23 protein-coding genes are annotated in these 25,772 nt (G+C 62.4%); 16 read left to right on the plus strand and 7 right to left on the minus strand.

The genetic code is table 11. The features are described 5' to 3' along the window. Positions 1–6: 6 nt before the first annotated feature. Positions 7–1,632, minus strand: coding sequence for a methyl-accepting chemotaxis protein (locus ACZ445_RS19520; protein ID WP_058426745.1), 1,626 nt, complete (start codon positions 1,630–1,632; stop codon positions 7–9). A 181-nt stretch (positions 1,633–1,813) separates the two neighbouring features. Beyond that, entirely contained in the window at positions 1,814–2,296 is a 483-nt protein-coding gene (bkdR, locus tag ACZ445_RS19525) for a Bkd operon transcriptional regulator BkdR (protein WP_058426744.1), read from the minus strand. A 195-nt stretch (positions 2,297–2,491) separates the two neighbouring features. Between bkdR and ACZ445_RS19530 the strand changes: the two genes are divergently transcribed. The 5 genes from ACZ445_RS19530 (at position 2,492) to ACZ445_RS19550 (ending at position 8,653) form a co-directional block, all read left to right on the plus strand. Beyond that, the gene (locus ACZ445_RS19530) at positions 2,492–3,727 is read left to right on the plus strand and encodes a thiamine pyrophosphate-dependent enzyme (protein ID WP_464707464.1); all 1,236 of its coding nucleotides are present in this window, start codon (positions 2,492–2,494) and stop codon (positions 3,725–3,727) included. 1 nt (position 3,728) lies between these two features. Then, the gene (locus ACZ445_RS19535) at positions 3,729–4,787 is read left to right on the plus strand and encodes an alpha-ketoacid dehydrogenase subunit beta (RefSeq protein ID WP_058426742.1); all 1,059 of its coding nucleotides are present in this window, start codon (positions 3,729–3,731) and stop codon (positions 4,785–4,787) included. Beyond that, on the plus strand, positions 4,788–6,047 hold the full coding sequence (locus tag ACZ445_RS19540) for a dihydrolipoamide acetyltransferase family protein (protein WP_464707465.1): 1,260 nt from the start codon (positions 4,788–4,790) through the stop codon (positions 6,045–6,047). Positions 6,048–6,050: 3 nt separating this feature from the next. Further along, positions 6,051–7,430 (plus strand): dihydrolipoyl dehydrogenase, encoded by a 1,380-nt coding sequence (lpdA, locus tag ACZ445_RS19545; RefSeq protein ID WP_464704029.1) that lies wholly within the window; start codon positions 6,051–6,053, stop codon positions 7,428–7,430. A 203-nt stretch (positions 7,431–7,633) separates the two neighbouring features. Continuing rightward, the gene (locus ACZ445_RS19550; RefSeq protein ID WP_464707466.1) at positions 7,634–8,653 is read left to right on the plus strand and encodes a branched-chain amino acid aminotransferase; all 1,020 of its coding nucleotides are present in this window, start codon (positions 7,634–7,636) and stop codon (positions 8,651–8,653) included. Positions 8,654–8,713: 60 nt separating this feature from the next. On the opposite strand, the gene ACZ445_RS19555 is transcribed toward ACZ445_RS19550, so the two are convergent. Beyond that, on the minus strand, positions 8,714–9,604 hold the full coding sequence (locus ACZ445_RS19555; RefSeq protein ID WP_081049334.1) for a GNAT family acetyltransferase: 891 nt from the start codon (positions 9,602–9,604) through the stop codon (positions 8,714–8,716). A 285-nt stretch (positions 9,605–9,889) separates the two neighbouring features. Here ACZ445_RS19555 and ctlX point away from each other — a divergent pair, with 285 nt between their 5' ends. The 7 genes from ctlX (at position 9,890) to ACZ445_RS19590 (ending at position 15,796) form a co-directional block, all read left to right on the plus strand. Continuing rightward, complete coding sequence (ctlX, locus tag ACZ445_RS19560) at positions 9,890–10,816, plus strand: citrulline utilization hydrolase CtlX (RefSeq protein ID WP_058426738.1); 927 nt, start codon at positions 9,890–9,892, stop codon at positions 10,814–10,816. Positions 10,817–10,827: 11 nt separating this feature from the next. Further along, positions 10,828–11,874 (plus strand): ornithine cyclodeaminase, encoded by a 1,047-nt coding sequence (locus ACZ445_RS19565; RefSeq protein WP_058426737.1) that lies wholly within the window; start codon positions 10,828–10,830, stop codon positions 11,872–11,874. Between the two features lie 226 nt (positions 11,875–12,100). Further along, the gene (locus tag ACZ445_RS19570) at positions 12,101–12,880 is read left to right on the plus strand and encodes an ABC transporter substrate-binding protein (RefSeq protein ID WP_464707467.1); all 780 of its coding nucleotides are present in this window, start codon (positions 12,101–12,103) and stop codon (positions 12,878–12,880) included. Positions 12,881–13,047: 167 nt separating this feature from the next. Beyond that, positions 13,048–13,749, plus strand: coding sequence for an ABC transporter permease (locus ACZ445_RS19575; protein WP_058426735.1), 702 nt, complete (start codon positions 13,048–13,050; stop codon positions 13,747–13,749). Continuing rightward, on the plus strand, positions 13,746–14,459 hold the full coding sequence (locus ACZ445_RS19580) for an ABC transporter permease (RefSeq protein WP_058426734.1): 714 nt from the start codon (positions 13,746–13,748) through the stop codon (positions 14,457–14,459). Before ACZ445_RS19575 ends, ACZ445_RS19580 begins: the two co-directional genes overlap by 4 nt. Before the next feature lie 3 nt (positions 14,460–14,462). Beyond that, on the plus strand, positions 14,463–15,293 hold the full coding sequence (locus ACZ445_RS19585; protein ID WP_464707468.1) for an ABC transporter ATP-binding protein: 831 nt from the start codon (positions 14,463–14,465) through the stop codon (positions 15,291–15,293). A gap of 5 nt (positions 15,294–15,298) precedes the next feature. Next, on the plus strand, positions 15,299–15,796 hold the full coding sequence (locus ACZ445_RS19590; RefSeq protein ID WP_016974875.1) for an Lrp/AsnC family transcriptional regulator: 498 nt from the start codon (positions 15,299–15,301) through the stop codon (positions 15,794–15,796). Positions 15,797–15,964: 168 nt separating this feature from the next. Here the strand turns inward: ACZ445_RS19590 and ACZ445_RS19595 are convergent, their stop codons facing one another. From ACZ445_RS19595 to ACZ445_RS19610, 4 genes are all read right to left on the minus strand, one after another. Continuing rightward, on the minus strand, positions 15,965–16,798 hold the full coding sequence (locus ACZ445_RS19595; protein WP_464704034.1) for a TIGR03915 family putative DNA repair protein: 834 nt from the start codon (positions 16,796–16,798) through the stop codon (positions 15,965–15,967). After that, positions 16,795–18,015, minus strand: coding sequence for a putative DNA modification/repair radical SAM protein (locus ACZ445_RS19600; RefSeq protein ID WP_058426732.1), 1,221 nt, complete (start codon positions 18,013–18,015; stop codon positions 16,795–16,797). The genes ACZ445_RS19595 and ACZ445_RS19600 overlap by 4 nt, the downstream gene beginning before the upstream one ends. A gap of 66 nt (positions 18,016–18,081) precedes the next feature. Next, on the minus strand, positions 18,082–19,419 hold the full coding sequence (locus ACZ445_RS19605; protein ID WP_464704038.1) for a lysine N(6)-hydroxylase/L-ornithine N(5)-oxygenase family protein: 1,338 nt from the start codon (positions 19,417–19,419) through the stop codon (positions 18,082–18,084). Between the two features lie 120 nt (positions 19,420–19,539). Then, the gene (locus ACZ445_RS19610; RefSeq protein WP_058426730.1) at positions 19,540–20,022 is read right to left on the minus strand and encodes a sigma-70 family RNA polymerase sigma factor; all 483 of its coding nucleotides are present in this window, start codon (positions 20,020–20,022) and stop codon (positions 19,540–19,542) included. A gap of 256 nt (positions 20,023–20,278) precedes the next feature. Between ACZ445_RS19610 and ACZ445_RS19615 the strand changes: the two genes are divergently transcribed. The 4 genes from ACZ445_RS19615 to ACZ445_RS19630 all read left to right on the plus strand — a co-directional run bounded on the left by ACZ445_RS19615 (position 20,279) and on the right by ACZ445_RS19630 (position 25,670). Further along, positions 20,279–21,448: an efflux RND transporter periplasmic adaptor subunit gene (locus ACZ445_RS19615; RefSeq protein ID WP_058426729.1), complete on the plus strand. Its 1,170-nt coding sequence runs from the start codon at positions 20,279–20,281 to the stop codon at positions 21,446–21,448. Between the two features lies 1 nt (position 21,449). Further along, positions 21,450–23,420, plus strand: coding sequence for a MacB family efflux pump subunit (locus ACZ445_RS19620; protein WP_058426728.1), 1,971 nt, complete (start codon positions 21,450–21,452; stop codon positions 23,418–23,420). Then, complete coding sequence (locus ACZ445_RS19625; RefSeq protein WP_058426727.1) at positions 23,413–24,816, plus strand: efflux transporter outer membrane subunit; 1,404 nt, start codon at positions 23,413–23,415, stop codon at positions 24,814–24,816. Before ACZ445_RS19620 ends, ACZ445_RS19625 begins: the two co-directional genes overlap by 8 nt. Positions 24,817–24,920: 104 nt before the next feature. After that, complete coding sequence (locus tag ACZ445_RS19630; RefSeq protein WP_058426726.1) at positions 24,921–25,670, plus strand: alpha/beta fold hydrolase; 750 nt, start codon at positions 24,921–24,923, stop codon at positions 25,668–25,670. Positions 25,671–25,772: the final 102 nt, after the last annotated feature.

Raw genomic sequence — 25,772 nt, forward strand, 5'->3', positions numbered from 1 at the left:
TGGCGATCAACTCACTGCAAACTTCGCCACGATCTGTTTCAAGTCCACGGCGAGCCTGGACAGTTCCTGGCTGGCCACCGATGTCTGACCGGCGGCCGACGAACTCTGGATGGACAGGTCGCGGATGCTGATCAGGTTCTGGTCGACGGAACGCGCCACCTGCGCCTGTTCTTCCGACGCGGTTGCAATCATCAGGTTACGCTCATTGATGTCGGTAATGGCTTGGGTGATCTGGGTGATCGCCACGCCGGCTTCGTGGGCCACCTTCAACGAGTCCACCGCTTCATTGCGATTGAGGACCATGGAGGCCACCGCTTCGCTCGAACAGCTCTGGATTTTCGCAATCATCTGCTCGATTTCCTGGGTCGATGTTTGCGTCCTGTGGGCCAGCGCCCGCACTTCGTCGGCGACCACCGCAAAGCCTCGGCCCTGTTCTCCCGCCCTCGCCGCTTCAATCGCTGCGTTCAACGCAAGCAGATTGGTCTGCTCGGCGATGGAGCGAATCACCTCGACCACCCGGGCGATGTCCTGGGCCTGTTTGGCCAGCCCTTCAACTTCCACCCCGGTTTGCTGCACCGTGGAGCTCAACTTTTCAATCGAGGCGATGGTTTGCGTTACCCGCTCCATCCCCACGCTTGCCGAACGCTGGGAGTCCTGCGTCGACTGGGACGCAGACACCGCATTCCTCGCCACCTCCTCGACCGCGGCCGTCATCTGGTTGACCGCCGTGGCGGCCTGATCCGTCTCCAGGCTTTGGCGCTCAATGCCGGCAGTGGACTCACGGGTGATCGCACTCATCTCCTCGGCTGCCGACGCCAACTGCCCGGACGCCTCCGAGATATGCTGCAACGTGCTTTTCAGGTTCATCTGCATGGTAGCGGTCGATTTTTGCAGCTCGGTCAGTTCGTCATTGCCGCTGATGGTAATGGCCACACGCAAATCGCCGTCGGCAATCTTGCCGGTCGACACCAGCAACTCCCGCACCGGATTGATGATGCTGCGGGTCAGCAAGCGGGCCACCACCACGGCAATCAACACCGAACTGACCATCAACACCCATGTGAACAACCGCGCCGCATCATGCTCACTGGCGGCGGCTTGCACCGCGGTCTTCGAGCCCTGTTCATTGATCGCAATCAAATCGCTGATGGAGGCCTGCACTTGGCGAGCAATGGGGCCGTTGACGTCGCGCAAATACACCGCCATTTGTTCCGCGGAAAAGCTGGAGGCTTGCGCGAGGAATTCATCCATCTTCTGGCTGTAGTTTTTTATCTCGCTCAGTGCCTGGTCGTACTTGGTACGCTCCTCGGGGCTCGTTACCAGCGTTCCATAATGCTCGGCAACTTGCAGCACTTCGGCGCGAACCGCCTTGAGTTTTTCCAGGGAGGCAGGGTCCTTGTCCGCGTATTCCATGGCGTAACGCCGCAGGTCCAGGCGAAGTTTGTAAAACGTGGAATCGATCTGGCCGGCCAGGCGAATGCTGGGCAGCCAGTTGTTTTGTATTTCGACCGTCGATGAATAAACCTTATCGACTTTTATCAGCGTCATTGCGCCTTGTATTAACAGCAGGAAACACACCACACCGAAGCACAATGTGGTACGAAAGTTCAACTTCAAGGCTCTCATGGACATCTCGGCTCACCCTTCCCCTTGGCCGTGTCGAACACGGCCTTACGGGTACAACTTTGTTTAACCGAGTGTGAAAAAAACGTGACTACTTACGCATTTTTTTATGAATAGTGGCAAATAAACATGACGCAGATCATTGCTTAGCTAACCATCATAATTAACGGCTGTTGCGACTCTCCGATATTCATACCATTAGTCCATCCCGTGGTAACGGCAGGGCTGTTTTATATCGAACTTGTTTAAGTGCAAAACTGGAGCGGATATTGGCGACACCTGGCACCTTGGTCAAAAAATCCATCATGAAACGCTCCAGCGACTGAATCGTCGGCACCAATACACGGATGAGGTAATCCGGGTCGCCGGCCATCAGGTAGCACTCCATCACTTCCGGGCGGTCCGCAATCGCCCCTTCGAACTGCTGCAACGCCAATTCATTCTGCTTTTCCAGGCTCACGTGGATGAACACATTGACGTGCAGCCCCAGCAGGTCGGCGTCCAGCAGCGTCACCTGGTCGCGAATCAGGCCCAGTTCTTCCATCGCCTTGACCCGGTTGAAACACGGCGTGGGCGACAGGTTGACCGAGCGGGCCAGGTCGGCGTTGGTGATCCGTGCATTCTCCTGCAGGGCGTTGAGAATGCCGATATCGGTACGGTCCAGTTTGCGCATGAGACAAAATCACCTGTTTATTATGTTTATGCAGGTTTTTTATCCGCAAATGACCGCGGGCGCAACGAAACAGAGATAAATATTCTTCTACGCCACGCCTATGATTGTTGTAGGACAAGATTTCCCTTACCCAGGGACTGACTGTCAGCTAGCGCGCCCACTACAAGAAATTCACAAGATAGAGCGTAGAAAGCCATGACCCAGCAGTACGAACCACTGCGCCTGCACGTCCCTGAACCCTCAGGCCGCCCAGGCTGCAAGACCGACTTCACGTACCTGCGCCTGACCGACGCAGGCACTGTGCGCAAACCCGCCATCGACGTAGAACCCGCCGACACCGCCGACCTGGCCAAGGGCCTGATCCGCGTGCTCGACGACCAGGGCCAGGCCCTCGGTCCGTGGGCTGAAGGCGTCCCGGTGGAGATCATGCGCAAAGGCATGCGCGCCATGCTCAAGACGCGGATCTTCGACAACCGCATGGTGGTTGCCCAGCGTCAGAAAAAAATGTCGTTCTACATGCAGAGCCTTGGCGAAGAAGCCATCGGCAGCGCCCAGGCCCTGGCCTTGAACATCGACGACATGTGCTTCCCCACCTACCGCCAGCAAAGCATCCTGATGGCCCGTGAAGTGCCACTGGTGGACCTGATCTGCCAGTTGCTGTCCAACGAGCGCGACCCGCTCAAGGGCCGCCAGTTGCCGATCATGTATTCGGTGAAAGACGCCGGCTTCTTCACCATTTCTGGCAACCTCGCCACCCAATTCGTCCAGGGCGTGGGCTGGGGCATGGCCTCGGCGATCAAGGGCGATACCAAGATCGCCTCCGCCTGGATCGGTGACGGCGCTACCGCCGAATCCGACTTCCACACCGCCCTCACCTTCGCCCACGTGTACCGTGCGCCGGTGATCCTCAACGTAGTCAACAATCAGTGGGCCATTTCCACCTTCCAGGCGATTGCCGGTGGTGAAGCAACGACCTTCGCCGGACGCGGCGTCGGTTGCGGCATCGCCTCCCTGCGTGTGGACGGCAATGACTTCATCGCGGTGTACGCTGCTTCCGCCTGGGCTGCCGAGCGTGCGCGCCGCAACCTGGGGCCCACGCTGATCGAGTGGGTCACCTACCGCGCCGGCCCGCATTCCACCTCGGATGATCCTTCCAAATACCGCCCCGCCGACGACTGGAGCCACTTCCCCCTGGGCGATCCGATCACCCGCCTCAAGCAGCACCTGATCAGGATTGGCCAGTGGTCCGAAGAGGAGCATGCGGCGGTCAGTGCCGAACTTGAAGCCGAAGTGATTGCCGCGCAAAAACAGGCCGAACAGTACGGCACCCTGGCCGGCGGCCAGATTCCAAGCGCCGCGACCATGTTCGAGGACGTCTATAAAGAGATGCCGGAGCACTTGAAGCGCCAGCGTCAAGAGTTGGGGGTCTGACATGAACGATCACAACAACAGCATTGAAGTGGAAACCGCCATGACCACCACCACCATGACCATGATCCAGGCCCTGCGCTCGGCCATGGATGTGATGCTCGAACGAGACGACAACGTGGTGGTGTTCGGCCAGGACGTCGGTTACTTCGGCGGCGTGTTCCGTTGCACCGAAGGCTTGCAGACCAAGTACGGCAGCTCGCGGGTGTTTGACGCGCCGATCTCGGAAAGCGGCATTATCGGCGTGGCCGTGGGCATGGGTGCTTATGGCTTGCGCCCGGTCGCGGAGATCCAGTTCGCTGACTACGTCTACCCCGCCACCGACCAGATCATCTCCGAAGCGGCGCGCCTGCGTTATCGCTCGGCCGGCCAGTTCACCGCACCGCTGACCATGCGCATGCCGTGCGGCGGCGGTATCTACGGTGGCCAGACCCACAGCCAGAGTATCGAAGCGGTGTTCACCCAGGTCTGCGGCTTGCGCACGGTGATGCCGTCCAACCCGTATGACGCCAAGGGCCTGCTGATCGCCTCCATCGAAAACGATGACCCGGTGATCTTCCTGGAACCCAAGCGTCTGTACAACGGCCCGTTCGACGGTCACCACGACCGCCCGGTAACGCCGTGGTCGAAACACCCGCAAGCGCAAGTGCCGGACGGTTACTACACCGTGCCGCTGGATGTGGCCGCCATCGTGCGTCCGGGCTCGGCCGTGACCGTGCTGACCTACGGCACCACCGTCTATGTGTCGCAAGTCGCCGCCGAAGAAACCGGCATCGACGCCGAAGTCATCGACCTGCGCAGCCTGTGGCCGCTGGACCTGGACACCATCGTCAAATCGGTGAAGAAGACCGGCCGTTGCGTGGTGGTGCACGAAGCCACCCGCACCTGCGGCTTTGGCGCCGAGTTGGTGTCGCTGGTGCAAGAGCATTGCTTCCACCACCTGGAAGCGCCGATCGAACGCGTTACCGGCTGGGACACCCCTTACCCGCACGCGCAGGAGTGGGCGTATTTCCCAGGGCCGTCCCGCGTGGGCGCGGCGTTGCAACGGGTCATGGAGGTCTGAATGGGCACGCACGTTATCAAGATGCCGGACATTGGCGAAGGCATCGCGGAAGTTGAACTGTCGGTGTGGCATGTGAAGGTCGGCGACATGGTCGTCGAAGACCAGGTGCTGGCGGATGTGATGACCGACAAGGCGATGGTGGACATTCCCTCGCCGGTGCACGGCAAGGTGATTTCGCTTGGCGGCGAGCCGGGTGAGGTCATGGCGGTGGGCAGTATTCTGATCAGCATTGAAGTGGAAGGCGCGGGCAACGCCAAGGATGCGCCGGTCGTCAAAGAGGCGCCGAAGGCCGTACCGGTGGTGGAAGCCAAGCCTGCACCGGTTGTGGTTGAAAGCAAGCCTGCACCGGTTGTCGCGGCCCAGGCCCCCGTGGCACGTGCCGCCGACGAGCGCCCGTTGGCCTCCCCCGCCGTACGCAAACACGCCCTGGACGCCGGGATTCAACTGCGCCTGGTGCAGGGCACGGGCCCCGCCGGGCGGATTCTGCACGAAGATCTCGACGCCTACCTGCAACAAGGCGCGGCAAAGTCTTCGGCAACGGCCAACCCTTACGCCGAACGCAACACCGAGGAACAGATCCCGGTGATCGGCATGCGCCGCAAGATCGCCCAGCGCATGCAGGACGCCACCCGGCGCGCCGCGCATTTCAGCTATGTTGAAGAAATCGATGTTACCGCCCTCGACGAGTTGCGCGTGCACCTCAATGAGAAACACGGCGCCACACGCGGCAAGCTCACCCTGCTGCCGTTCATCGTGCGCGCCATGGTCGTGGCGTTGCGCGACTTCCCGCAGATCAATGCGCGTTACGACGACGAAGCCCAGGTCATCACCCGCCTCGGCGCGGTGCATGTGGGCGTCGCCACCCAGAGCGATGCCGGCCTGATGGTGCCGGTGGTGCGTCACGCCGAGGCCCGCAGCCTGTGGGGCAATGCCGAGGAAATCGCACGCCTGGCCACGGCTGCGCGCAATGGCAAGGCCAGCCGCGATGAGCTGTCCGGTTCGACGATTACCTTGACCAGCCTGGGCGCCCTGGGCGGCATCGTCAGCACGCCAGTACTGAACCTGCCGGAAGTGGCGATCGTCGGCGTCAATCGCATTGTCGAGCGGCCGATGGTGATCAAGGGCCAGATCGTGGTGCGCAAGATGATGAACCTCTCCAGCTCCTTCGATCACCGCGTGGTCGACGGCATGGACGCGGCACAATTCATCCAGGCCATTCGCGGCCTGCTCGAACAACCCGCCAGCCTGTTCCTGGAGTAAGGCATGACGCAGACATTGAATACCACGCTGCTGATCATCGGCGGCGGCCCTGGCGGTTATGTGGCGGCGATCCGTGCCGGCCAACTGGGCATCCCGACCATCCTGGTGGAAGGCCAGGCGCTGGGCGGTACTTGCCTGAATATCGGCTGCATTCCGTCCAAGGCCTTGATCCATGTGGCCGAGCAATTCCAGCAAACCGTGCACCACAGCCAGGGCTCACAGCTGGGCATCGAAGTGGATGTGCCGACCCTGGACATCCGCAAAAGCGTGGAATGGAAAGACGGCATCGTCGACCGCCTGACCACCGGCGTCGCGGCGCTGCTGAAAAAACACAAGGTGCAAGTGATCCACGGCTGGGCCAAGGTGGTGGACGGCAAGACCGTCGACGTCGGCGACCAGCGCATCCAGTGCGAACACCTGCTGCTGGCCACCGGCTCGAAAAGCGTCAACCTGCCGATGCTGCCGATTGGCGGGCCAATCATCTCGTCCACCGAAGCGCTGGCGCCCACGCGGGTGCCCAAGCGCCTGATCGTGGTGGGTGGCGGTTATATCGGCCTGGAACTGGGGATTGCCTATCGCAAGCTGGGGGCCGAGGTCAGTGTGGTCGAAGCCCAGGATCGCATCTTGCCAGCCTACGATGCCGAGCTGACCCAACCGGTGAACGAATCCCTCAAGCAACTGGGGGTGAAGCTGTACCTCAAGCACAGCGTCAGCGGCTTTGCGGACAATAAGCTGCAGGTGCGCGACCCGAATGGCGACACCCTGTCACTGGAAACCGACCAGGTATTGGTGGCAGTGGGTCGCAAACCCAACACCCAGGGCTGGAACCTCGAAGCGCTGAACCTGGACATGAACGGCGCGGCGATCAAGATCGACAACCGCTGCCAGACCAGCATGCGCAACGTATGGGCTATCGGCGATCTGAGCGGCGAGCCGATGCTGGCGCACCGGGCCATGGCCCAGGGCGAGATGGTCGCCGAACTGATCAGCGGCAAGCACCGCGAATTCAACCCGGCGGCCATCCCGGCGGTGTGCTTTACCGACCCGGAACTGGTGGTGGTCGGCAAGACGCCCGACGAAGCCAAGGCCGCTGGCCTTGACTGCATCGTGTCGAGCTTCCCGTTCGCGGCCAATGGTCGGGCGATGACCCTGGAGTCGAAAACCGGCTTCGTGCGCGTGGTGGCACGCCGTGACAACCACCTGATCGTCGGCTGGCAGGCCGTGGGGGTTGGCGTCTCGGAACTCTCCACCGCCTTTGGCCTGAGCCTGGAAATGGGCTCGCGCCTGGAAGACGTGGCGGGCACCATCCACGCACATCCGACACTCGGCGAAGCCGTACAGGAAGCCGCGCTGCGGGCTTTGGGGCACGCACTGCATCTGTAAAAACGCGGTGAGGCCATCGGGGGCAAGCCCCCTCCCACAGGGGAATGCATTCAAATTGTGGGAGGGGGCTTGCCCCCGATAGCGGTGGATCGGTCAAACCAGAGGCTGAAGGCGTCCACCCAGTGGCTCCCACACAAGCCAAGAATGCAGTATTGTTGCGCCCATCCAGAAAAAAACCGACTTGACCAACGATAGAGGGTGTCATGGGTAACGAAAGCATCAATTGGGACAAGCTGGGTTTTGACTACATCAAGACCGACAAGCGGTTTCTCCAGTTCTGGAAAAACGGCGAATGGCAAGAAGGCACCCTGACCGACGACAACGTGCTGCACATCAGCGAGGGCTCCACCGCCCTGCACTATGGCCAGCAGTGTTTCGAAGGCCTCAAGGCCTACCGTTGCAAGGACGGTTCGATCAACCTGTTCCGCCCGGACCAGAACGCCGCCCGCATGCAACGCAGCTGCGCACGCCTGCTGATGCCGCACGTCTCGACCGAAGACTTCATCGATGCCTGCAAGCAAGTGGTCGCGGCCAACGAGCGCTTCATTCCGCCGTACGGCAGTGGCGGCGCGCTGTACCTGCGCCCGTTCGTGATCGGCACCGGTGACAACATCGGTGTGCGCACTGCGCCAGAGTTCATCTTCTCGGTGTTCTGCATCCCGGTCGGCGCCTACTTCAAGGGCGGCCTGGTGCCCCACAACTTCCAGATCTCCACCTTCGACCGCGCCGCCCCACAGGGCACCGGTGCCGCCAAGGTCGGTGGCAACTACGCCGCCAGCCTGATGCCGGGTTCGGAAGCGAAGAAATCCGGTTTCGCCGACGCGATCTACCTGGACCCGATGACCCACTCGAAGATCGAAGAAGTCGGTTCGGCCAACTTCTTCGGGATCACCCACGACAATAAGTTCATCACACCGAAGTCGCCTTCGGTGCTGCCAGGCATCACCCGCCTATCGCTGATCGAACTGGCCAAGACCCGCCTGGGCCTGGACGTGATCGAGGGCGAAGTGTTCATCGACCAGCTCGACCAGTTCAAGGAAGCCGGCGCCTGCGGCACGGCGGCGGTGATCTCGCCGATCGGCGGTATCCAGTACAACGGCAAGCTGCATGTGTTCCACAGCGAAACCGAAGTCGGCCCGATCACCCAGCAGCTCTACAAAGAGCTGACCGGTGTGCAGACCGGTGACGTTGAAGCGCCGGAAGGCTGGATCGTCAAGGTATAACTGCCACTGCACAAAACTAATGTGGGAGGGGGCTTGCTCCCACATTTGGTCTCCAGTGTTTCAAGTTTTGGGTATGTTTTCGGCAAGCTTCTTGCCCATGCTGATCCTCGGCTCCACTCCATATCCCAATGCCTCGTAGAACCCCACCACCGCCTCATTACCACTGGTGATCTGCAGGTTGATCTTCACGCAGCCCAGCGCCGTCAATGCCTGTTCCGCATGCCGCACCAGCGACGAACCCAGGCCATGGCGCCGGTAGTCCGCGTGCACCGCCACTGAATACAGCCAGCCACGGTGCCCGTCATACCCGGCCAGAATCGTCCCGATCACGGTTTTTTTGTCCGTCGCGACAAAGAACAGCCCGTCATCGACCGCCAGCTTCTTGTCTATCGCAAGAGTCGGCAGGTTGTGCGCCGTGTCATACCCAAATGCCGCCTGCCACAACGCCACCACCTGCGCCCGGTGCTGGCGGTCACGATACGGCCCGATGGGGTGCCGCGACAGCAGCGTCTTTTCCATCACCAGCGTCCGCTCGTTGCCGTGATAGACATCGCGCACTGTGTGAAAACCCAGCTTGGTATAGAACGGCTCGGCCGTCAGTGAGGACGGCACGTTCAACACCGTCACCCCAGCTTCACGGGCGCGCCGTTCGATCTCGCTCATCAACAACCGGCCAATCCCCTGCCCTTGCAGCACAGGATTGACGAACACCGAGCGCACCACATTGGCATCCAGCGCTGCGGTGGCGACGATCACCTGATCTTGAATCGCTACCAGCACCACGCGGCGCTTGAGCAGTTCCAGCACCGCCTCCGGCGTGAAGTTAGCGGCAACCCGCGCAATCACATCCGCCGGATAATCCCGCGCATTGCTGCTGTGCAGGGCCGCGAGGATGACCTGGCTGATCCCTTCGGCATCGGTGGCTTGGGCTAAACGAACGACGGTAGACATAATTCCTCCTGGCTGACACAGCTGCAACAAACACCACCCTCCCCATGTGGGAGGGGGCTTGCCCCCGATAGCATGCTTTCAGATATAGATTTTCTGGCTGACCCACCGCTGTCGCGGGCAAGCCCCCTCCCACAGGTTGCGTGCATTTCACTCCGGCAGCCGATTCGGCTGCCCTACCCAACTTTTCAGCTTTCCCTGCTGACCTACCCCTCGGTTTCAGCCGGGATTCATCCCGCACAACCCACAAAATAGCCGCACTGCTCACCCCATGGATGTCGTGCCCCCATGCAAACCACCAACACCGTCTTGATGATTCGCCCGGCGCGCTTTGCCTTCAACCCGGACACCGCGATCAACAACCGTTTCCAACGCCCGCCCCTCGACCCGCTCCACGCACAGCAGAAAGCGCTGGAAGAGTTCGACGGCTATGTCGCCACCCTGCGCAGTCATGGCGTGGAGGTGCTGGTGGTACAGGACACCCCGGCGCCCCACACCCCCGACTCGATCTTCCCCAACAACTGGTGGAGCAGCCACGCCGACGGCAGCCTGGTGCTGTACCCGATGGAAGGCCAGAACCGACGACTGGAACGCGACAAAGGCGTGCTGCAAGTGCTGGAGCAACGTTTTGCGATCAACAGCACCATCGACCTCAGCCACCTCGAACAACAGAACATCTTCCTCGAAGGCACCGGCAGCATGGTGCTCGACCGCCAGCACCGGATCAGCTACGCCTGCCACTCCGGGCGCACCCACCACCAAGCCCTGCGTCAGTTCGCCGACCGCCTCGACTACCAGCTCTGCGTGTTCCACGCGGTCGACCGCCACCACGCGCCGATCTACCACAGCAACGTGATGATGAGCGTCGGCCGCGACCTCGCGGTGGTGTGCCTGCAAGCCCTGCCGCAGGCCGATGAGCGCCAGGCCCTGGAACGCTCCCTGCGCGACACTGGCAAGGACATCGTCGCCCTCGATTTCGACCAGTTGGAAGCCTTCGCCGGCAACATGCTCGAAGTCCACGACCGCGACGGCCAGCCGCTGCTGGTGATGTCGGCCAGCGCCTGGGGCGCTCTGCAGCCAGCGCAGCGCCAACATATCGAGCGCCACACCCGGCCGGTGGTGGTGAACATCGACAACATCGAACGCATCGGCGGCGGCAGTGCCCGCTGCATGCTGGCGGAAGTACATCTGCCCGCCCGTCCCTCACTTCAATAAGGAGTCTTGCCATGACCCGCTATATCGACGTCAACGACCTCTGCTACCTGGTCTCGCAAAAAGGCCTGTCCACCTGCATCACCGAAATGGCCGAGTACATCCGCGCCGACTACCTGCGCTGGCAGGATTTCGAGAAATGCGCGCGCCTGGCCAACCACTCGCCGGACGGCGTGATCGAGCTGATGCCGGTGTCCGATGCGTCGCTGTATGCGTTCAAGTACGTCAACGGCCACCCGAAAAACACCCTGGCCGGCATGCTCACCGTAATGGCCTTCGGCGCGCTGGGCGATGTCGACACCGGTCTGCCAGTGCTTTTGGCGGAAATGACTCTGACCACCGCAATCCGCACCGCCGCCACCTCGGCGCTGGTCGCCCGCTATCTGGCCCGCGAGAACAGCCGCAGCATGGCGCTGATCGGCAACGGTTCGCAGAGCGAATTCCAGGCCCTGGCCTTCCACGCCATGCTTGGCATCAACGAAATCCGCCTGTTCGATATCGACGCCAAGGCCACTGCCAAACTGGCCGCCAACCTCAAGGCCTTCCCGGCGATCAAGGTGATCCTGGCCGGTAGTGTGGCCGAAGCGGTCAAAGGCGCCGACATCGTCACCACCGTCACTGCCGACAAGGCCTACGCCACCATCCTCACCGACGACATGATCGAACCCGGCATGCACCTCAATGCCGTGGGTGGCGACTGCCCGGGCAAGACCGAGCTGGACCGACGTATCGTCGAGCGCGCCCGCGTGATCGTCGAGTACGAACCACAAAGCCGTATCGAGGGTGAAATCCAGCACATGCCGGAAGACTCGCCGGTGACCGAACTGTGGCAAGTGATCAACGGCCAGCAGCCAGGCCGCGAGAATGCGCGCCAGGTCACGCTGTTCGACTCGGTGGGTTTTGCCATCGAAGACTACTCGGCCCTGCGCTACGTACTCGACGTAGCCAAGGCGCTGGAGGTGGGCAGCGAATTGGAACTGGTGCCAGACCTGGCCGACCCGAAAAACCTGTTCGCACGCCTGGCCCAACAGCCCCGCGTACAGCAGAAAAAGCGCGCCTGAGACCGCTCTGGCCTGCCGCTTTGCGTCGAGGGCGGGCCCGTTTTTCAGGGATGAAAAGCCGATTCAGCGGGTGTCACAGCCGATTCCGCTGCATTGCCGGTTTTAACAGCGCAATTTGCGCTTTATGCACGGGGTAAACGACACAAAAAACGCACCATCATGAAGCATTCTCTGCTCCCAGTTATTCACTGCCCTGACATCAATTACAAAATATAGGGACCACACCATGACTCCACTGCGATCACTCTTCGCTGCGTTGCTGCTGCCTCTGTGCGCCAGCGCCGCCCACGCCCAGGACTGGAAAGAAATCCGCTTCGGCGTGTTCCCCGAGTATCCCCCCTTCGAATCCGTGGCCGCCGATGGCAGCCTGCAAGGTTTCGATATCGAGTTGGGCAACGCGATCTGCGCCAAGCTCGAAGTGAAATGCACCTGGGTCCACAATGAATTCGACGGCATGATCCCGGCCCTGCGCGCGCGCAAGTTCGACGCGATCATGTCGTCCATGGCCGTCACACCGGCCCGTGAAAAAATCATCGACTTCAGTGACCGGCTGTTCCTCAGCCCGACCTCGGTGATCACCCGCAAGAGCGCCGACTTCGGCGACACCCCGGAATCCCTCAAGGGCAAGCAAGTCGGCGTACTGCAAGGTTCGTTGCAGGAGGCCTATGCCCGTGCGCACCTGACCAGGCTCGGCGCGCAGATCAAGGCGTACCAGTCCCAGGACCAGAACTACGCCGACCTGCAGAACGGCCGCCTCGACGCGACCCTGACCGACAAGCTCGAAGCCCAGCTCAACTTCCTGTCCAAGCCCGAAGGCGCCGACTTCAAGACCGGCCCGGCGTTCAAGGACCCCACCCTGCCCCTGGACATCGCCATGGGCCTGCGCAAGAACGACCAGGAACTGCGTGCGCTGATCAACAAGGGCATCGCTGCGGTGCAGGCGGATGGCACCTACGCACAGATCCAGAAGAAATACTTTGGTGATCAGGACATCTACCACGAGTAACGCCCTCACCTCCCTGTGAAAACTTGCTTGTGTGGGAGGGGGCTTGCCCCCGATTGCAGTGGGTCAGTCAACTGATTTGGCACTGATACACCTCTATCGGGGGCAAGCCCCCTCCCACAAAAGGCAGCGTCCACAGTCAATCTCTGTGCTCCATCGAGATCATTTCCATGAATGAGTTCCTCAACTTGCAAGGCTACGGCCCGATGCTCGCCCAGGGTGCGTGGATGACGCTCAAGCTGTCGTTCCTCGCGCTGGCCCTGAGCCTCGCCCTCGGCCTGATCGCCGCCGGCGCCAAGCTCTCCAGCGCCAAATGGCTGCGGGTGCCGGCCACGCTCTACACCACGCTGATCCGCAGCGTGCCGGACCTGGTGCTGATCCTGCTGATTTTCTACAGCCTGCAACTGTGGCTCAACGACCTGAGCGAACTGTTCGGCTGGAACTACTTTGAAATCGATCCGTTTACCGCAGGCGTCGTCACCCTGGGCTTCATCTACGGTGCGTATTTCACCGAGAACTTCCGGGGCGCGATCCTCAGCGTGCCGGTCGGCCAACTGGAAGCGGCGACCGCCTATGGCTTGAATCGCTGGCAGCGCTTTTACCTGGTGCTGTTCCCGCAGTTGATGCGTTTTGCCCTGCCGGGCCTGGGCAATAACTGGCTGGTGCTGCTCAAGTCCACGGCGCTGGTGTCGATCATCGGCCTGTCGGACCTGGTCAAGGCCGCGCAGAACGCCGGCAAGACCACCAACGAGCCGTTGTACTTCCTGATCCTCGCGGGCCTGGTGTACTTGGTGATCACCACCCTCTCCAACCGCATCTTCAAGCGCCTCGAACGGCGCTACAACCTCGGCATCAAGGGGATGGCGCGATGATCGAACTGTTCCAGCAATACGGCCTGGCCTACCTGTTCAGCGATGGCGCGGGGCTGTCCGGCGTGGCCATGACCTTGTGGCTGTTCATCGTCTCGGTGGTGTTCGGCTTCGTGCTGTCGATTCCGCTGGCGTTGGCGCGGGTTTCCGAGTACTTCTGGCTGCGCTGGCCGGTGGAGGTCTACACCTACCTGTTCCGGGGCACGCCGCTGTATATCCAGTTGCTGATTTGCTACACCGGGCTGTACAGCCTGGAAGTGGTGCAGGACAACGCCCTGCTCAACCAGTTTTTCCGCAACGCGCTGAACTGCACCTTGCTGGCCTTCGTGCTCAACACCTGCGCCTACACCGTGGAAATCTTCGCCGGGGCGATCCGCAACATTCCCCACGGTGAAATCGAAGCGGCCCGCGCCTATGGCTTGCACGGCTGGCGGCTGAACCTGTTTGTGGTGGTGCCGGCGGCCCTGCGCCGCGCATTGCCGGCCTACAGCAATGAAATGATCCTGATGCTGCATGCCACCTCCCTGGCGTTTACCGCTACCGTCGCCGACATCCTCAAGGTGGCCCGCGACGCCAATGCCGAGACGTTCCTGACGTTCCAGGCCTTCGGCATCGCCGCGCTGCTCTACATGCTGCTGTCCTTTGCACTGGTGGGCCTGTTCCGACTGGCCGAACGTCGCTGGATGCGTTTTCTTGTTCCTACCCGAGGCTAACCCATGAACCAGTCCGCGCAGGCCCTGGCCGCTTATCCCATTGACGAACCCGTTGCCACACCCGCCACCGCCGCCATCAAGCTGCAAGTCGAGGGCATCCACAAACGCTACGGCGAACACGAAGTGCTCAAGGGCGTATCGCTGAACGCGCGCAATGGCGACGTGATCAGCCTGATCGGCGCCAGCGGCTCCGGCAAAAGCACGATGCTGCGCTGCATCAATTTCCTCGAACAGCCAGACGCCGGGGTGATCACCCTGGACGGCATCAGCATCGAAATGCAGCCAGGCCGCGCCGGCACCCGCGCGCCGCACCAGGCCCAGTTGCAGAACCTGCGCACACGCCTGGCCATGGTGTTCCAGCACTTCAACCTGTGGAGCCACATGACCGTGCTGGAAAACATCACCATGGCCCCGCGCCGGGTGCTGAACGTGAGCGCCGCCGAGGCGGAAAAGCGCGCACGCCTGTACCTGGACAAGGTCGGCCTGCCGGGCCGCGTAGCGGATCAGTACCCGGCGTTCCTGTCCGGCGGCCAGCAGCAGCGCGTGGCCATCGCCCGCGCCTTGGCGATGGAACCGGAGATCATCCTGTTCGATGAGCCGACTTCCGCGCTCGACCCAGAACTTGTAGGAGAAGTCCTCAAAGTCATACAGACGTTGGCCGAGGAAGGTCGTACCATGCTGATGGTCACCCACGAAATGGGCTTTGCCCGCCAGGTGTCCAGCCAAGTGCTGTTCTTGCACCAGGGCAAGGTTGAGGAACAAGGCGATGCCAGGATCCTCGACCACCCCAGCAGTGAGCGCCTGCAGCAATTTCTTTCCAACCGTTTGAAGTGAAACCCATGGATACCAAGGCCAACGGACCCCATTCCTCACCTGCGCTGGACCGCATCGATGAGGCCATCATCGAAGTGCTGCGCCATCAGGGGCGCATCACCTACGAAAAGCTCTCGTCGCTGGTGCATCTCACGCCCCGGCCCTGCCTGGAACGGGTGCGCAAGCTGGAGCGGCGCGGGGTGATCCGTGGGTATGGGGCGATCATCGATGTGCAGATGGTCTCGCCAGGCTTGTCATTGCTGGTACTGGTGGCCTTGTCCAACCAGAGCGGGCGCTCGGCGCAAAAGGCCTTCGAAGCCTGCGTGAAGGCCTGCCCGCAGGTGTTCGAATGCCAGCTGATCAGCGGGCCGTTCGACTACAGCCTGCGCATGCGCTGCCGGGACATGGAGCACTATCGGGTGCTGACAGAGACCTGGTTGAACAATGACGAGTTGCACATCGATAAATTGGTGGCGCATCCGGAGTTGGCGGTGGTCAAGAACACCGCCACCGAGTTGGCCTGAACTTATCGCTCCAAAACACCGCAAATCTAATGTGGGAGGGGCGGTGCGACGATTCGACTTGCCCCCGATGAGGGCGTGTCAGTTAAAAATGCATAGACTGGCACACTGCTATCGGGGGCAAGTCGAATCGTCGCACCGCCCCTCCCACACAAGCCCGCTCCCAGATTTTCAAGCGCTTCGGCTTGAGATTTTCTTGCCAGGCTTGGTGCCGATCAGCCTGGCCTGCCCATCCTTCTGCTTGCCGGTCCGCGCCTCGCTGATCAACCCCGGTATCAACTTGCCCTCCGGCAGGTTCTTCCAGAACCGGCTGGGCAAGTGCCCTTCCATGACCTTGGGGTTCAACCGCGCCGGGTTGAAGATGTGGCTGTAATAGGTCAGCCACATCGCACTGTGGGGGTCCTCGACATTTTGCGCCAACTGCCGCCACGCCTCAGGGCACTTACGCTGGTGGATCAACTGCTCGCCGTCGTAGTAGACCCCATCCAGCGGCGTGGCGATCATCCAGCGATGGCGGCCCATGCGCCCGATAAAGTGCTGGCTGGCTGATTTCAGGATGTCATGGGCCGGCTCGTGCCAGGCCACGTATTCCGGCAGTTCCGGCCCGGCCCCGGCGGGCAGCGCAATAAACCGCACAAACGCATGCAGGTGGTGCGCTTCGCGGCTGACCTGCTTGATCCGCCGCTGCAACTCGCTGCCCAGCTTGTCCCCGGCCAGCATCGCGGTGCGGTCGCCATGGCTGACGCGCCATAACACTTCGTACAACAGGCTCCAACGCTGGTCGCCGTGGTAGCAAGCAGCCGACTCCAGCAGTTCCAGCAACGCTTTGGGGATCCGCGCCTGGAACGGCCCCAGGCCCTCCGGGATCGGCTCATCGGTGGCAAACAGGTCTGCCACCTCCGCCTCGCCCCAGCTCACCTGGCTGGGGTCGACCTGATGGCTGAGCAGCCAGCGCGCCTGGCCGCGCCAGGTGGCGAACAGGTTGTCGCATTCCAGGCTGATCACCCCCACAACCCCATCTGCTGCGGTTGCGGGCGATCACGCAGTTGTTCGCGCAGCAATACGCTGGTGCTGTCGGCCTGTTGCGGGTGGTAGTCGCTGGTGATGAAAAACGGCTTGGCCTTGGCCAGCACGCAGCGCATGCGCGCCAGGTCTTCGAAGCGGATCTTGCGCTCGCGGCGCAGGTCCACCAGGCGCTGGGTGGTGCGCAGGCCAATGCCTGGAATGCGTGCGATCAAGGTCGGTTCGGCGCGGTTCAGGTCCAGGGGGAACACGTCGCGGTTGTCCAGGGCCCAGGCCAGCTTGGGGTCGATGTCCAGGGCCAGGTGGCCAGGGCCTTTGAACAGTTCATTGGCATTGAACCCATAGCTGCGCAACAGGAAATCCGCCTGGTACAAGCGGTGCTCGCGCATCAACGGCGGCGCGGCCAGCGGCACGCTTTTCGGGCTGTTGGGAATGGGGCTGAACGCCGAGTAATACACGCGACGCAGCTTGAAGTTGCCGTACAACGCCTCGGCACCGTGGAGGATGGTGCTGTCATCGGTGTCGTCGGCGCCGACGATCAGTTGCGTGCTCTGCCCGGCCGGGGCAAAACGCGGTGCACGCGGCTCGTTGCGCACGGTCTGCTCGCCGGTGTAGATGGTCTGCATGGCCTGCTTGATCGAGACGATCTTTTTTTCCGGCGCCAGGGTCTGCAGGCTGGCCTCGGTGGGCAGTTCGATGTTCACGCTCAGGCGGTCGGCATAGCGCCCGGCCTCGGCGATCAGCGCCGGGTCCGCGTCGGGAATGGTCTTGAGGTGGATATAGCCGCGAAAGTCGTGCTCTTCGCGCAGCAGCTTGGCCACGCGCACCAACTGCTCCATGGTGTAGTCGGACGAACGGATGATGCCGGAGCTGAGAAACAGCCCGCTGACGCAATTGCGCCGGTAGAAATCCAGGGTCAGGGTCACCACCTCCTCCGGGCTGAAACGCGCACGGGGCACGTCGCTGGAGCGGCGGTTGACGCAGTACTGGCAGTCGTAGAGACAGAAGTTGGTGAGCAACACCTTGAGCAACGACACGCAACGCCCGTCTGGCGTATAGCTGTGGCAGATGCCCATGCCATCGGTGGAACCCAGCCCCGCCTTGCCCTCGGAGCTGCGCTTGGGCGCGCCACTGCTGGCGCACGATGCATCGTACTTGGCGGCGTCGGCGAGAATGCTGAGTTTTTCGATCAACTGCATGGAGGGTTACCGATACTGGTTTTTTGTACAGTATCAGCCAACCCTCCGGGTCACAAGTGCAGCCGGTCAGCTTGCCGTGGCGAGCAACAGGTCCTGCACCGAGCGCCCCTTGCCACGCCCACGGTCCAGGGCATACAACGACGCTGCAATCTCATCCGCGCGAATCGGCAGCACCGACAGCAGGGTGTCGCTCAAGCCGTGGCTGGCCTGGCTGAAACCCTGGATGTAGATGCCGGCGTTGCAGCGCTCGTCGGTGACGATGCGGTAGTCGCGCGCCACTTCGAACTCGCCCAGGTAATCTTCCAGCGGCGCCAGCAAGGCGCGGTGCGTCTGGCGTTCGTAGCCGGTGGCCAGGATCACCGCGTCGTAATGGTTGACGCTGGTTTCGCCGTTGGCGTTGTTGCGCAGCACCAGTTCGATACCCATCGGGCCCGGGGTGGCCTTCTCGACCACGGTCATGGTGCGGAAGGCCTGGCGGGCGATGCCGGAGACTTTCTGGCGGTAGAAGATGCCGTAGATGCGCTCGATCAGATCCAGGTCCACCACTGAATAGTTGGTGTTCTGGTACTCGGCAACCAGGCGCTCACGCTCGGCGCCCTCCTGCTGGAACACCAGGTCGGTGAAGGCCGGCGAGAACACTTCGTTGACGAACGGGCTGTCATCGGCGGGCTTGAGCGCCGAGCCGCGCAGGATCATGTCGACCTGCACCGACGGGAAGCTGTCGTTCAGGTCGATAAAGGCTTCGGCCGCACTCTGGCCGCCGCCGATGATGGCGATGCGCATGGCCTTGCCATCGACACACGGCTGGGTGGCCATGCGCTCCAGGTATTGGGAATGGTGGAACACCCGGCTGTCGCCTTTAAGCGCCTTGAACGCCTCGGGAATACGTGGCGTGCCACCGGCGCTGACCACCACCGAACGGGTGGTGCGTACATGCTGCTCGCCCAGGGCATCGCGGGAGATCACGCGCAGCGCTTCGACCTGCTGCTGATGCAGGATCGGCTCGATGGCCAGCACTTCCTCGCCGTAGCGCGCCTGGGCCTGGAACTGCCCGGCGACCCAGCGCAGGTAGTCGTTGTATTCCATGCGGCACGGATAGAAGGTGCCCAGGTTGATGAACTCCACCAGACGGTCGTGGGCCTTCAGGTAGTTGACGAAGGAGTACGGGCTGGTGGGATTGCGCAAGGTCACCAGGTCCTTGAGGAACGAGATCTGCAGCTCGCTCTGGGTGACCAGGGTATTGCCGTGCCAGCGGTAGTCGGCCTGTTTGTCCAGGAACAGCACGTCCAGTTTGCCCTGGGCCTTTTCGCGCTCCTGCAGGGCGATGGCCAGCGCCAGGTTCGAAGGGCCGAAACCGATACCGATCAGGTCGTGAACCGCGGGCGAAGCAATTGCCTGTGTCATTCCAGTGTCCTCTGGATAAGCCCCTTGGCGGTGGGGCGGGAATACCTTTCAAGGCCTGAACAACAGGCCGTGTGTTGATAGGAAACGAGGACAGTGAAATAAAATTTAACCGATCATTGATCAGTGTGCTTCCCACTCACGCATCCGCACCCGGCAATGCTTCATGGCGTTGACGATGTGTTTTTCCACCAGGGCGCGGGAAATGCACAGGCGTTCGGCAATCTGCAGGTGGGTCAGGCCGTCGAGCTTGCGCAGCAGGAAGCTGTCGCGGCAGGCCGGCGGCAGCTCGGCCAGGGCGCGCTCAAGCAGTTCCAGGCGCTGGCCGTGGTCGTGGGTGGCGTGAGGTGAACAGCTGGCGAAGCGCTCTTCGGCATCGAGTACGTCCAGCGGTTCGACCTGGCGCAAGGCGTTGCGCCGGTGGCCGTCAATCACCAGGTTGAGCGCGGTGCGGTACAAAAAGGCACGGGGTTGTTCGATGGGGGTGTCGCTGGAACGCTCCAGCACCCGGACATACGCGTCATGCACCACATCCTCGGCGACCTGACGGTTGCCCAGCTTGGCGTTGAGGAAACACACCAGCTCGCGATAGTAGTTTTCCAACATGACTCCCGGCCGCGGGGGTAGCGGCATTAGGTCCCTGGGTGCAAAAAAGACAGCGTTTCGGTAATGGCAGTTTGAGTGCGTGCAATTTATAGTAATTCTCATCTACTTTTAAAGCAGACTTGCGTCAACGGACGACTTTTTTCTTCAAAGGAGCTGTAACTGCTTATGTAACCGCCTAAATCCCCGCGCAATTCTCTCGTTTACTTGTCAGCTCCCCGCAACTGCGGTCCGAACTTTCCTGGCTGGAAACCCACGCATGAAACGCCCTCGACCTGCCCGACGCGCCTTGCTCGTTATCGCGTGCCTGATCCCCATCATCGCCGTCGCGGCCTGGCAGGTGCTGCCGCCGGGGCGTGACACCCTCACCACCGTCACCGTCACCCGCGGCAATATCGAAAACAGCGTGACCGCCCTGGGCACCCTGCAACCGCGCCGTTATGTGGACGTGGGCGCCCAGGCATCGGGGCAGATCCGCAAGATCCACGTCGAGGCCGGCGACCAGGTGCAGGAAGGCCAGTTGCTGGTGGAGATCGACCCGTCCACGCAGAAGGCCAAGCTCGACGCCAGCCGCTACGCCATCGAAAACCTCAAGGCCCAGTTGCAGGAGCAAAAGGCCCAGCACGAACTGGCGCGCCAGAAGTACCAGCGCCAGCAGCGCCTGGTCGCCGGCAACGCCACCCGCGAGGAAGACGTGCAAACCGCCAAGGCGGAACTGAGCGCCACCCAGGCGCGGGTCGACATGTTCCAGGCGCAGATCCTGCAAGCCCAGGCCAGCCTGCGCAGTGATGAAGCAGAGCTCGGCTACACGCGGATTTATGCGCCGATGACTGGCACCGTGGTCGCGGTGGACGCACGGGTCGGCCAGACCCTCAACGCGCAGCAGCAGACGCCGTTGATCCTGCGGATCGCCAAATTGTCGCCGATGACCGTGTGGGCGGAAGTCTCGGAAGCCGATATCGGCCACGTCAAACCGGGCATGACCGCCTATTTCACCACCCTGAGCGGCGGCAACCGGCGCTGGACCAGCACCGTGCGGCAGATCCTGCCGATCCCGCCCAAGCCTCTGAATCAGACTCAAGGCAGCGGCAGCCCCAACAGTTCGAATAAAAGCGGCAGCGGCCGCGTAGTGCTGTATACCGTGTTGCTGGATGTGGACAACAGCGACAACGCGTTGATGGCAGAAATGACCACCCAGGTATTTTTCGTCGCCAGCCAGGCCAAGGACACGCTGACCGCGCCGGTCGCTGCGCTGCAGGGCACGGCCAACGCCAACCAGCAGATCGCCCGGGTGGTGGCCAAGAATGGCCGCATCGAACAGCGCCAGGTGCAGGTCGGCATCAGCGACCGCCTGCGCGTGCAGGTGCTCGACGGCCTGAACGAAGGTGATCACCTGCTGGTCGGCCCGGCCGACGGCAACGGGGGTTGAGGTGAACACGCCCCTGATCGAACTCAAGGACATCCGAAAGTCCTACGGCGGCGGCGACAGCCCGCAGGTCGACGTGTTGCGCGGCATCGACCTGGCCATCCATGCCGGGGAGTTCGTCGCCATCGTCGGCGCTTCCGGCTCCGGCAAGTCCACGTTGATGAACATCCTCGGTTGCCTCGACCGCCCCAGCACCGGCGACTACCTGTTCGCCGGGGAAAACGTCGCGCACCTGGACAGCGACGAACTCGCCTGGCTGCGCCGCGAAGCCTTTGGTTTTGTGTTCCAGGGCTACCACCTGATCCCCTCGGGTTCGGCCCAGGAAAACGTCGAGATGCCGGCGATCTACGCCGGCATCAGCGCCGCCGAGCGCCATGCCCGCGCCAACGCCCTGCTCACCCGCCTGGGCCTGGCCGAGCGCACCGGCAACCGTCCGCACCAGCTTTCCGGCGGCCAGCAGCAACGGGTGTCCATCGCCCGTGCGTTGATGAACGGCGGCCATATCATCCTCGCCGACGAACCCACCGGCGCCCTCGACAGCCATAGCGGCGCCGAGGTCATGACCCTGCTCGACGAACTCGCCAGCCAGGGCCACGTGGTGATCCTGATCACCCACGACCGCGAAGTGGCGGCGCGGGCCAACCGCATCATCGAGATTCGCGATGGCCTGATCATCAGTGACTCGGCCAACGACAGCGACGCGCCGCCCGTGGCCACCAGCGGCGCCCTGCAAGCCGTGGACCTGCGTCAGCGCCTGGCCGACGGCGCCGAGCACAACGGCGCCTGGAAAGCCGAACTGCTGGACGCGGTACAGGCCGCCTGGCGCGTGATGTGGATCAACCGCTTCCGCACCGCGCTGACCCTGCTGGGCATCATCATCGGCGTGGCGTCGGTGGTGGTGATGCTGGCGGTGGGCGAAGGCAGCAAGCGCCAGGTCATGGCCCAGATGGGCGCGTTCGGCTCCAACATCATCTACCTCAGCGGTTCGTCACCGAATCCGCGCACGCCGCTGGGCATCGTGACCCTCGATGACGTGCATGCACTGGCGTCCCTGCCGCAGGTGCAGCGCATCATGCCGGTCAACGGCAACGAAGCCGGGGTGCGTTTTGGCAACGTCGACTACATGGCTTACGTGGGCGGCAATGACACCAACTTCCCGGAGATTTTCAATTGGCCGGTGGTCGAGGGCAATTACTTCACTGCCGCCGACGAACGTGCGGCCGCCACCGTGGCGGTGATTGGTCATCGCGTGCGCGAGAAGCTGTTCAAGGGTGAGGTCGACCCCATCGGCCAGTACATCCTGATTGAAAATGTGCCGTTCCAGGTGATTGGCGTGCTGGCGGAAAAAGGCGCCAGCTCCGGCAACAAGGACAGTGACGACCGGGTTGCCATCCCTTACACCGCCGCCAGCGTGCGTCTGTTCGGCAGCTACAACCCCGAGTATGTGGTGATCGCGGCGGCGGATGCGCGCAAGGTCCGCGAGGCCGAAGTGGCCATCGACCAGTTGATGCAAAAGCTGCACAACGGCAAGCGCGACTATGAGTTGACCAACAACGCCGCGATGATCCAGGCCGAGGCGCGCACGCAGAACACACTGTCGCTGATGCTCGGTTCGATTGCCGCGATTTCCCTGTTGGTGGGCGGCATCGGCGTGATGAACATCATGTTGATGACGGTGCGCGAACGTACCCGTGAAATCGGTATCCGCATGGCCACCGGCGCACGCCAGCGCGACATTCTGCGCCAGTTCCTCACCGAAGCGGTGATGCTTTCGGTGGTTGGCGGCCTGTGCGGCATCGCCCTGGCGTTGCTGGTGGGCGGCGTGCTGGTGCTGGCCAAGGTGGCGGTGCAGTTTTCCCTGGTGGCGGTGTTCGGCGCATTCGGTTGTGCCCTCGTCACCGGCGTCGTATTCGGCTTCATGCCGGCCCGTAAAGCTGCCCGGCTCGATCCGGTTAAGGCGTTGACCAGTGAATAAACGATCCCTTTACCTGCCCGGCCTCTGCGTATTGCTCAGCGCCTGCACCGGCAACCCGCCTGCCGTCGACAGCGGCATCGCACCGCCGGCCGCCTGGCAATACGCCGAGCGCGACGCGGCCCAGGCCACCCAGCAGCAATGGTGGACACAGTTCGGCAGCCCGCAGTTGAACCGCCTGGTCGACCAGGCCCGCCGGGACAGTTTCGACGTGGCCGCCGCCACGGCCCGCGTGCGCCAGGCCCAGGCCAGCGCAGTCATCGCCGGCGCGCCGCTGCTGCCGGAGGTGAAATTCAACCTCGCCACCAGCCGCCAGAAATTGCTGCGCGGCCCAGGTGGCCCGGACCTGGACGCAACACGCAACGATGACACCGTCGATAACTACAGCGCCAACCTCACCGCCAGCTACGAAGTGGATTTCTGGGGTGGCCGCGCCGCCGCCCGCGACAGCGCCTTGCAGAGTCTGCGCGCCAGCGCGTTCGACCAGGCCACGGTGGAACTGACCCTGCTCAGCAGCGTCGCCGACCGCTACGCGCAAACCCTGGCCGCGCGGCAGCGCGAGCAGATCGCCGAGCTGAACCTGGCCAACGCGCGCAACGTGCTCGACCTGGTGCAGACCCGCTATGACGCCGGCTCCGCCACCGCCCTGGAACTGGCCCAGCAAAAAAGCCTGGTGGCCAGCCAGCAACGCCAGTTGCCGCTGATCCAGCAACTGAGCGAAGAATCGCGGATCACCCTGGCCGCCCTGCTCGGCCGGCCGGTACAAGGCCTGGACCTGGGCTCCGAAACCTTCCAGGCACTGACCTGGCCGACCATCGGTGCGGGCATGCCCAGCCAATTGCTCAGCCGCCGCCCCGACCTCGCCAAGGCCGAAGCACAACTGGCGGCGGCGCAGGCCGACGTCACCGTGGCCCGCGCCGCCATGCTGCCCGCCATCACCCTGGGTGCAACCCTCGGCTCGGATGCCTACAAGGCCCTGGATATCCTGCGCAGCCCCTACTACACACTGACCGCCGGCCTGGTCGGCCCGATCTTCAACAACGGCCGTTTAAGCGCTGAACGCGACAAGGCCCGCGCCCGTCAGGATGAACTGCTGCAAACCTATCGCGGCGCGATCATCAACGGCTTTGCCGACGTGGAAAAAGCCCTCAGCAGCATCACCCGCCTCGACCAGCAACGCGAATGGCAGCATGAAGAACTGCAACAGGCGCAGACGGCGTTCCAGATCGCCGAAAGCCGCTACCAGGCCGGCGCCGAGGACCTGCTCACCGTGCTGGAAACCCAGCGCACGCTGTACGCGGCCCAGGACCAGAACGTGCAACTGCGCTTGTCACGCCTACAGGCCAGTATCGCCCTGTACAAAGCACTGGGCGGTGGCTGGCAGACAGAGATCCGATAAACAAAACTCCAGTTTCATACACAAAACGTTCTTTCAGCCTACATTCTTCGACCCAAGGTCCTTGGTAAAAAAACCGCTATCACACGGTTGCCCGGGACCTCTCGATGACTGCTGCAAAACACCTGACGTGCGCCTGTCTCTGGCTGCTGGCAAACCTTGCTGCAGCCCAGCCGTTGATCCCCCCCACTGCCATCGACTGGTTGCTGGACTGTCCCCTGCCCACCGTTGAACGCCTGGACCCCGCTGTACTGGAACGGACCCAATGCGGCACCGTGAGCGTACCGCGCAATTACGCAGCGCCACGCCAGGGCAGGCTGCGCCTGTACGTGACCCGCGTCGGTGCCCGCGACCCGCTGAGCCGTGAAGGCGTGATCATTGCCCAGGCCGGCGACGCCGCCAAAAAGCATCAGGTCGGCACCTTTGTCATCCACCTGGCCAGCCTCTGGAACGCCCACTCCCACCCGGCCTATCGCAGGCTGGTGGACCGTTATGACGTCATCGAGCTCAGCACCCGCGACCTCAGTACCGACAATGGAATCGAATTGGCCGCCCAGGACCTGGAGTTCGTACGTACCCAACTCGGTGAAGCTCAATTGCGTTACCTGGGCAATGCCGACAGCGCACGCCTGGGCAACCACTACGCCACGCTATTCCCCGAGCGGGTCACGCGCATGGTGCTGGTCAACGCGCACGCGAGCGAAATGGCGGCGCCCTTCGTTGAACAACTGCGCCTGAAAGACTCGTCTACACAGGACGCCAGCCGCTGCATCAACCGCTGGGTGGGCGACTTTCTGGTCTACGGCAAGCAACCTCCACGCTCCACGCGCTGCCTGGATTCCGCCGACGGGCAGTAACCCCCCGTTTGCGACCTGCTGGCCTCAAAAACGACACCCGGCGTTGACGCTGGGGGTTGATCGTTATTAAGTGCTATTTATCCGCATTAATACGATAAATCG

Source organism: Pseudomonas allii (assembly GCF_055380095.1).

Coding starts and splice junctions, on each gene's coding strand:
- ACZ445_RS19585 (WP_464707468.1), top strand. CDS start 14,463: ATGAACCAGTCCGCGCAGGCCCTGGCCGCTTATCCCATTGACGAACCC.
- ACZ445_RS19520 (WP_058426745.1), bottom strand. CDS start 1,632: ATGTCCATGAGAGCCTTGAAGTTGAACTTTCGTACCACATTGTGCTTC.
- ACZ445_RS19610 (WP_058426730.1), bottom strand. CDS start 20,022: ATGTTGGAAAACTACTATCGCGAGCTGGTGTGTTTCCTCAACGCCAAG.
- ACZ445_RS19565 (WP_058426737.1), top strand. CDS start 10,828: ATGACCCGCTATATCGACGTCAACGACCTCTGCTACCTGGTCTCGCAA.
- ACZ445_RS19550 (WP_464707466.1), top strand. CDS start 7,634: ATGGGTAACGAAAGCATCAATTGGGACAAGCTGGGTTTTGACTACATC.
- ACZ445_RS19530 (WP_464707464.1), top strand. CDS start 2,492: ATGACCCAGCAGTACGAACCACTGCGCCTGCACGTCCCTGAACCCTCA.
- ACZ445_RS19605 (WP_464704038.1), bottom strand. CDS start 19,419: ATGACACAGGCAATTGCTTCGCCCGCGGTTCACGACCTGATCGGTATC.
- bkdR (WP_058426744.1), bottom strand. CDS start 2,296: ATGCGCAAACTGGACCGTACCGATATCGGCATTCTCAACGCCCTGCAG.
- ACZ445_RS19590 (WP_016974875.1), top strand. CDS start 15,299: ATGGATACCAAGGCCAACGGACCCCATTCCTCACCTGCGCTGGACCGC.
- ACZ445_RS19615 (WP_058426729.1), top strand. CDS start 20,279: ATGAAACGCCCTCGACCTGCCCGACGCGCCTTGCTCGTTATCGCGTGC.
- ACZ445_RS19600 (WP_058426732.1), bottom strand. CDS start 18,015: ATGCAGTTGATCGAAAAACTCAGCATTCTCGCCGACGCCGCCAAGTAC.
- ACZ445_RS19555 (WP_081049334.1), bottom strand. CDS start 9,604: ATGTCTACCGTCGTTCGTTTAGCCCAAGCCACCGATGCCGAAGGGATC.
- lpdA (WP_464704029.1), top strand. CDS start 6,051: ATGACGCAGACATTGAATACCACGCTGCTGATCATCGGCGGCGGCCCT.
- ACZ445_RS19540 (WP_464707465.1), top strand. CDS start 4,788: ATGGGCACGCACGTTATCAAGATGCCGGACATTGGCGAAGGCATCGCG.
- ACZ445_RS19575 (WP_058426735.1), top strand. CDS start 13,048: ATGAATGAGTTCCTCAACTTGCAAGGCTACGGCCCGATGCTCGCCCAG.
- ctlX (WP_058426738.1), top strand. CDS start 9,890: ATGCAAACCACCAACACCGTCTTGATGATTCGCCCGGCGCGCTTTGCC.
- ACZ445_RS19535 (WP_058426742.1), top strand. CDS start 3,729: ATGAACGATCACAACAACAGCATTGAAGTGGAAACCGCCATGACCACC.
- ACZ445_RS19580 (WP_058426734.1), top strand. CDS start 13,746: ATGATCGAACTGTTCCAGCAATACGGCCTGGCCTACCTGTTCAGCGAT.
- ACZ445_RS19630 (WP_058426726.1), top strand. CDS start 24,921: ATGACTGCTGCAAAACACCTGACGTGCGCCTGTCTCTGGCTGCTGGCA.
- ACZ445_RS19570 (WP_464707467.1), top strand. CDS start 12,101: ATGACTCCACTGCGATCACTCTTCGCTGCGTTGCTGCTGCCTCTGTGC.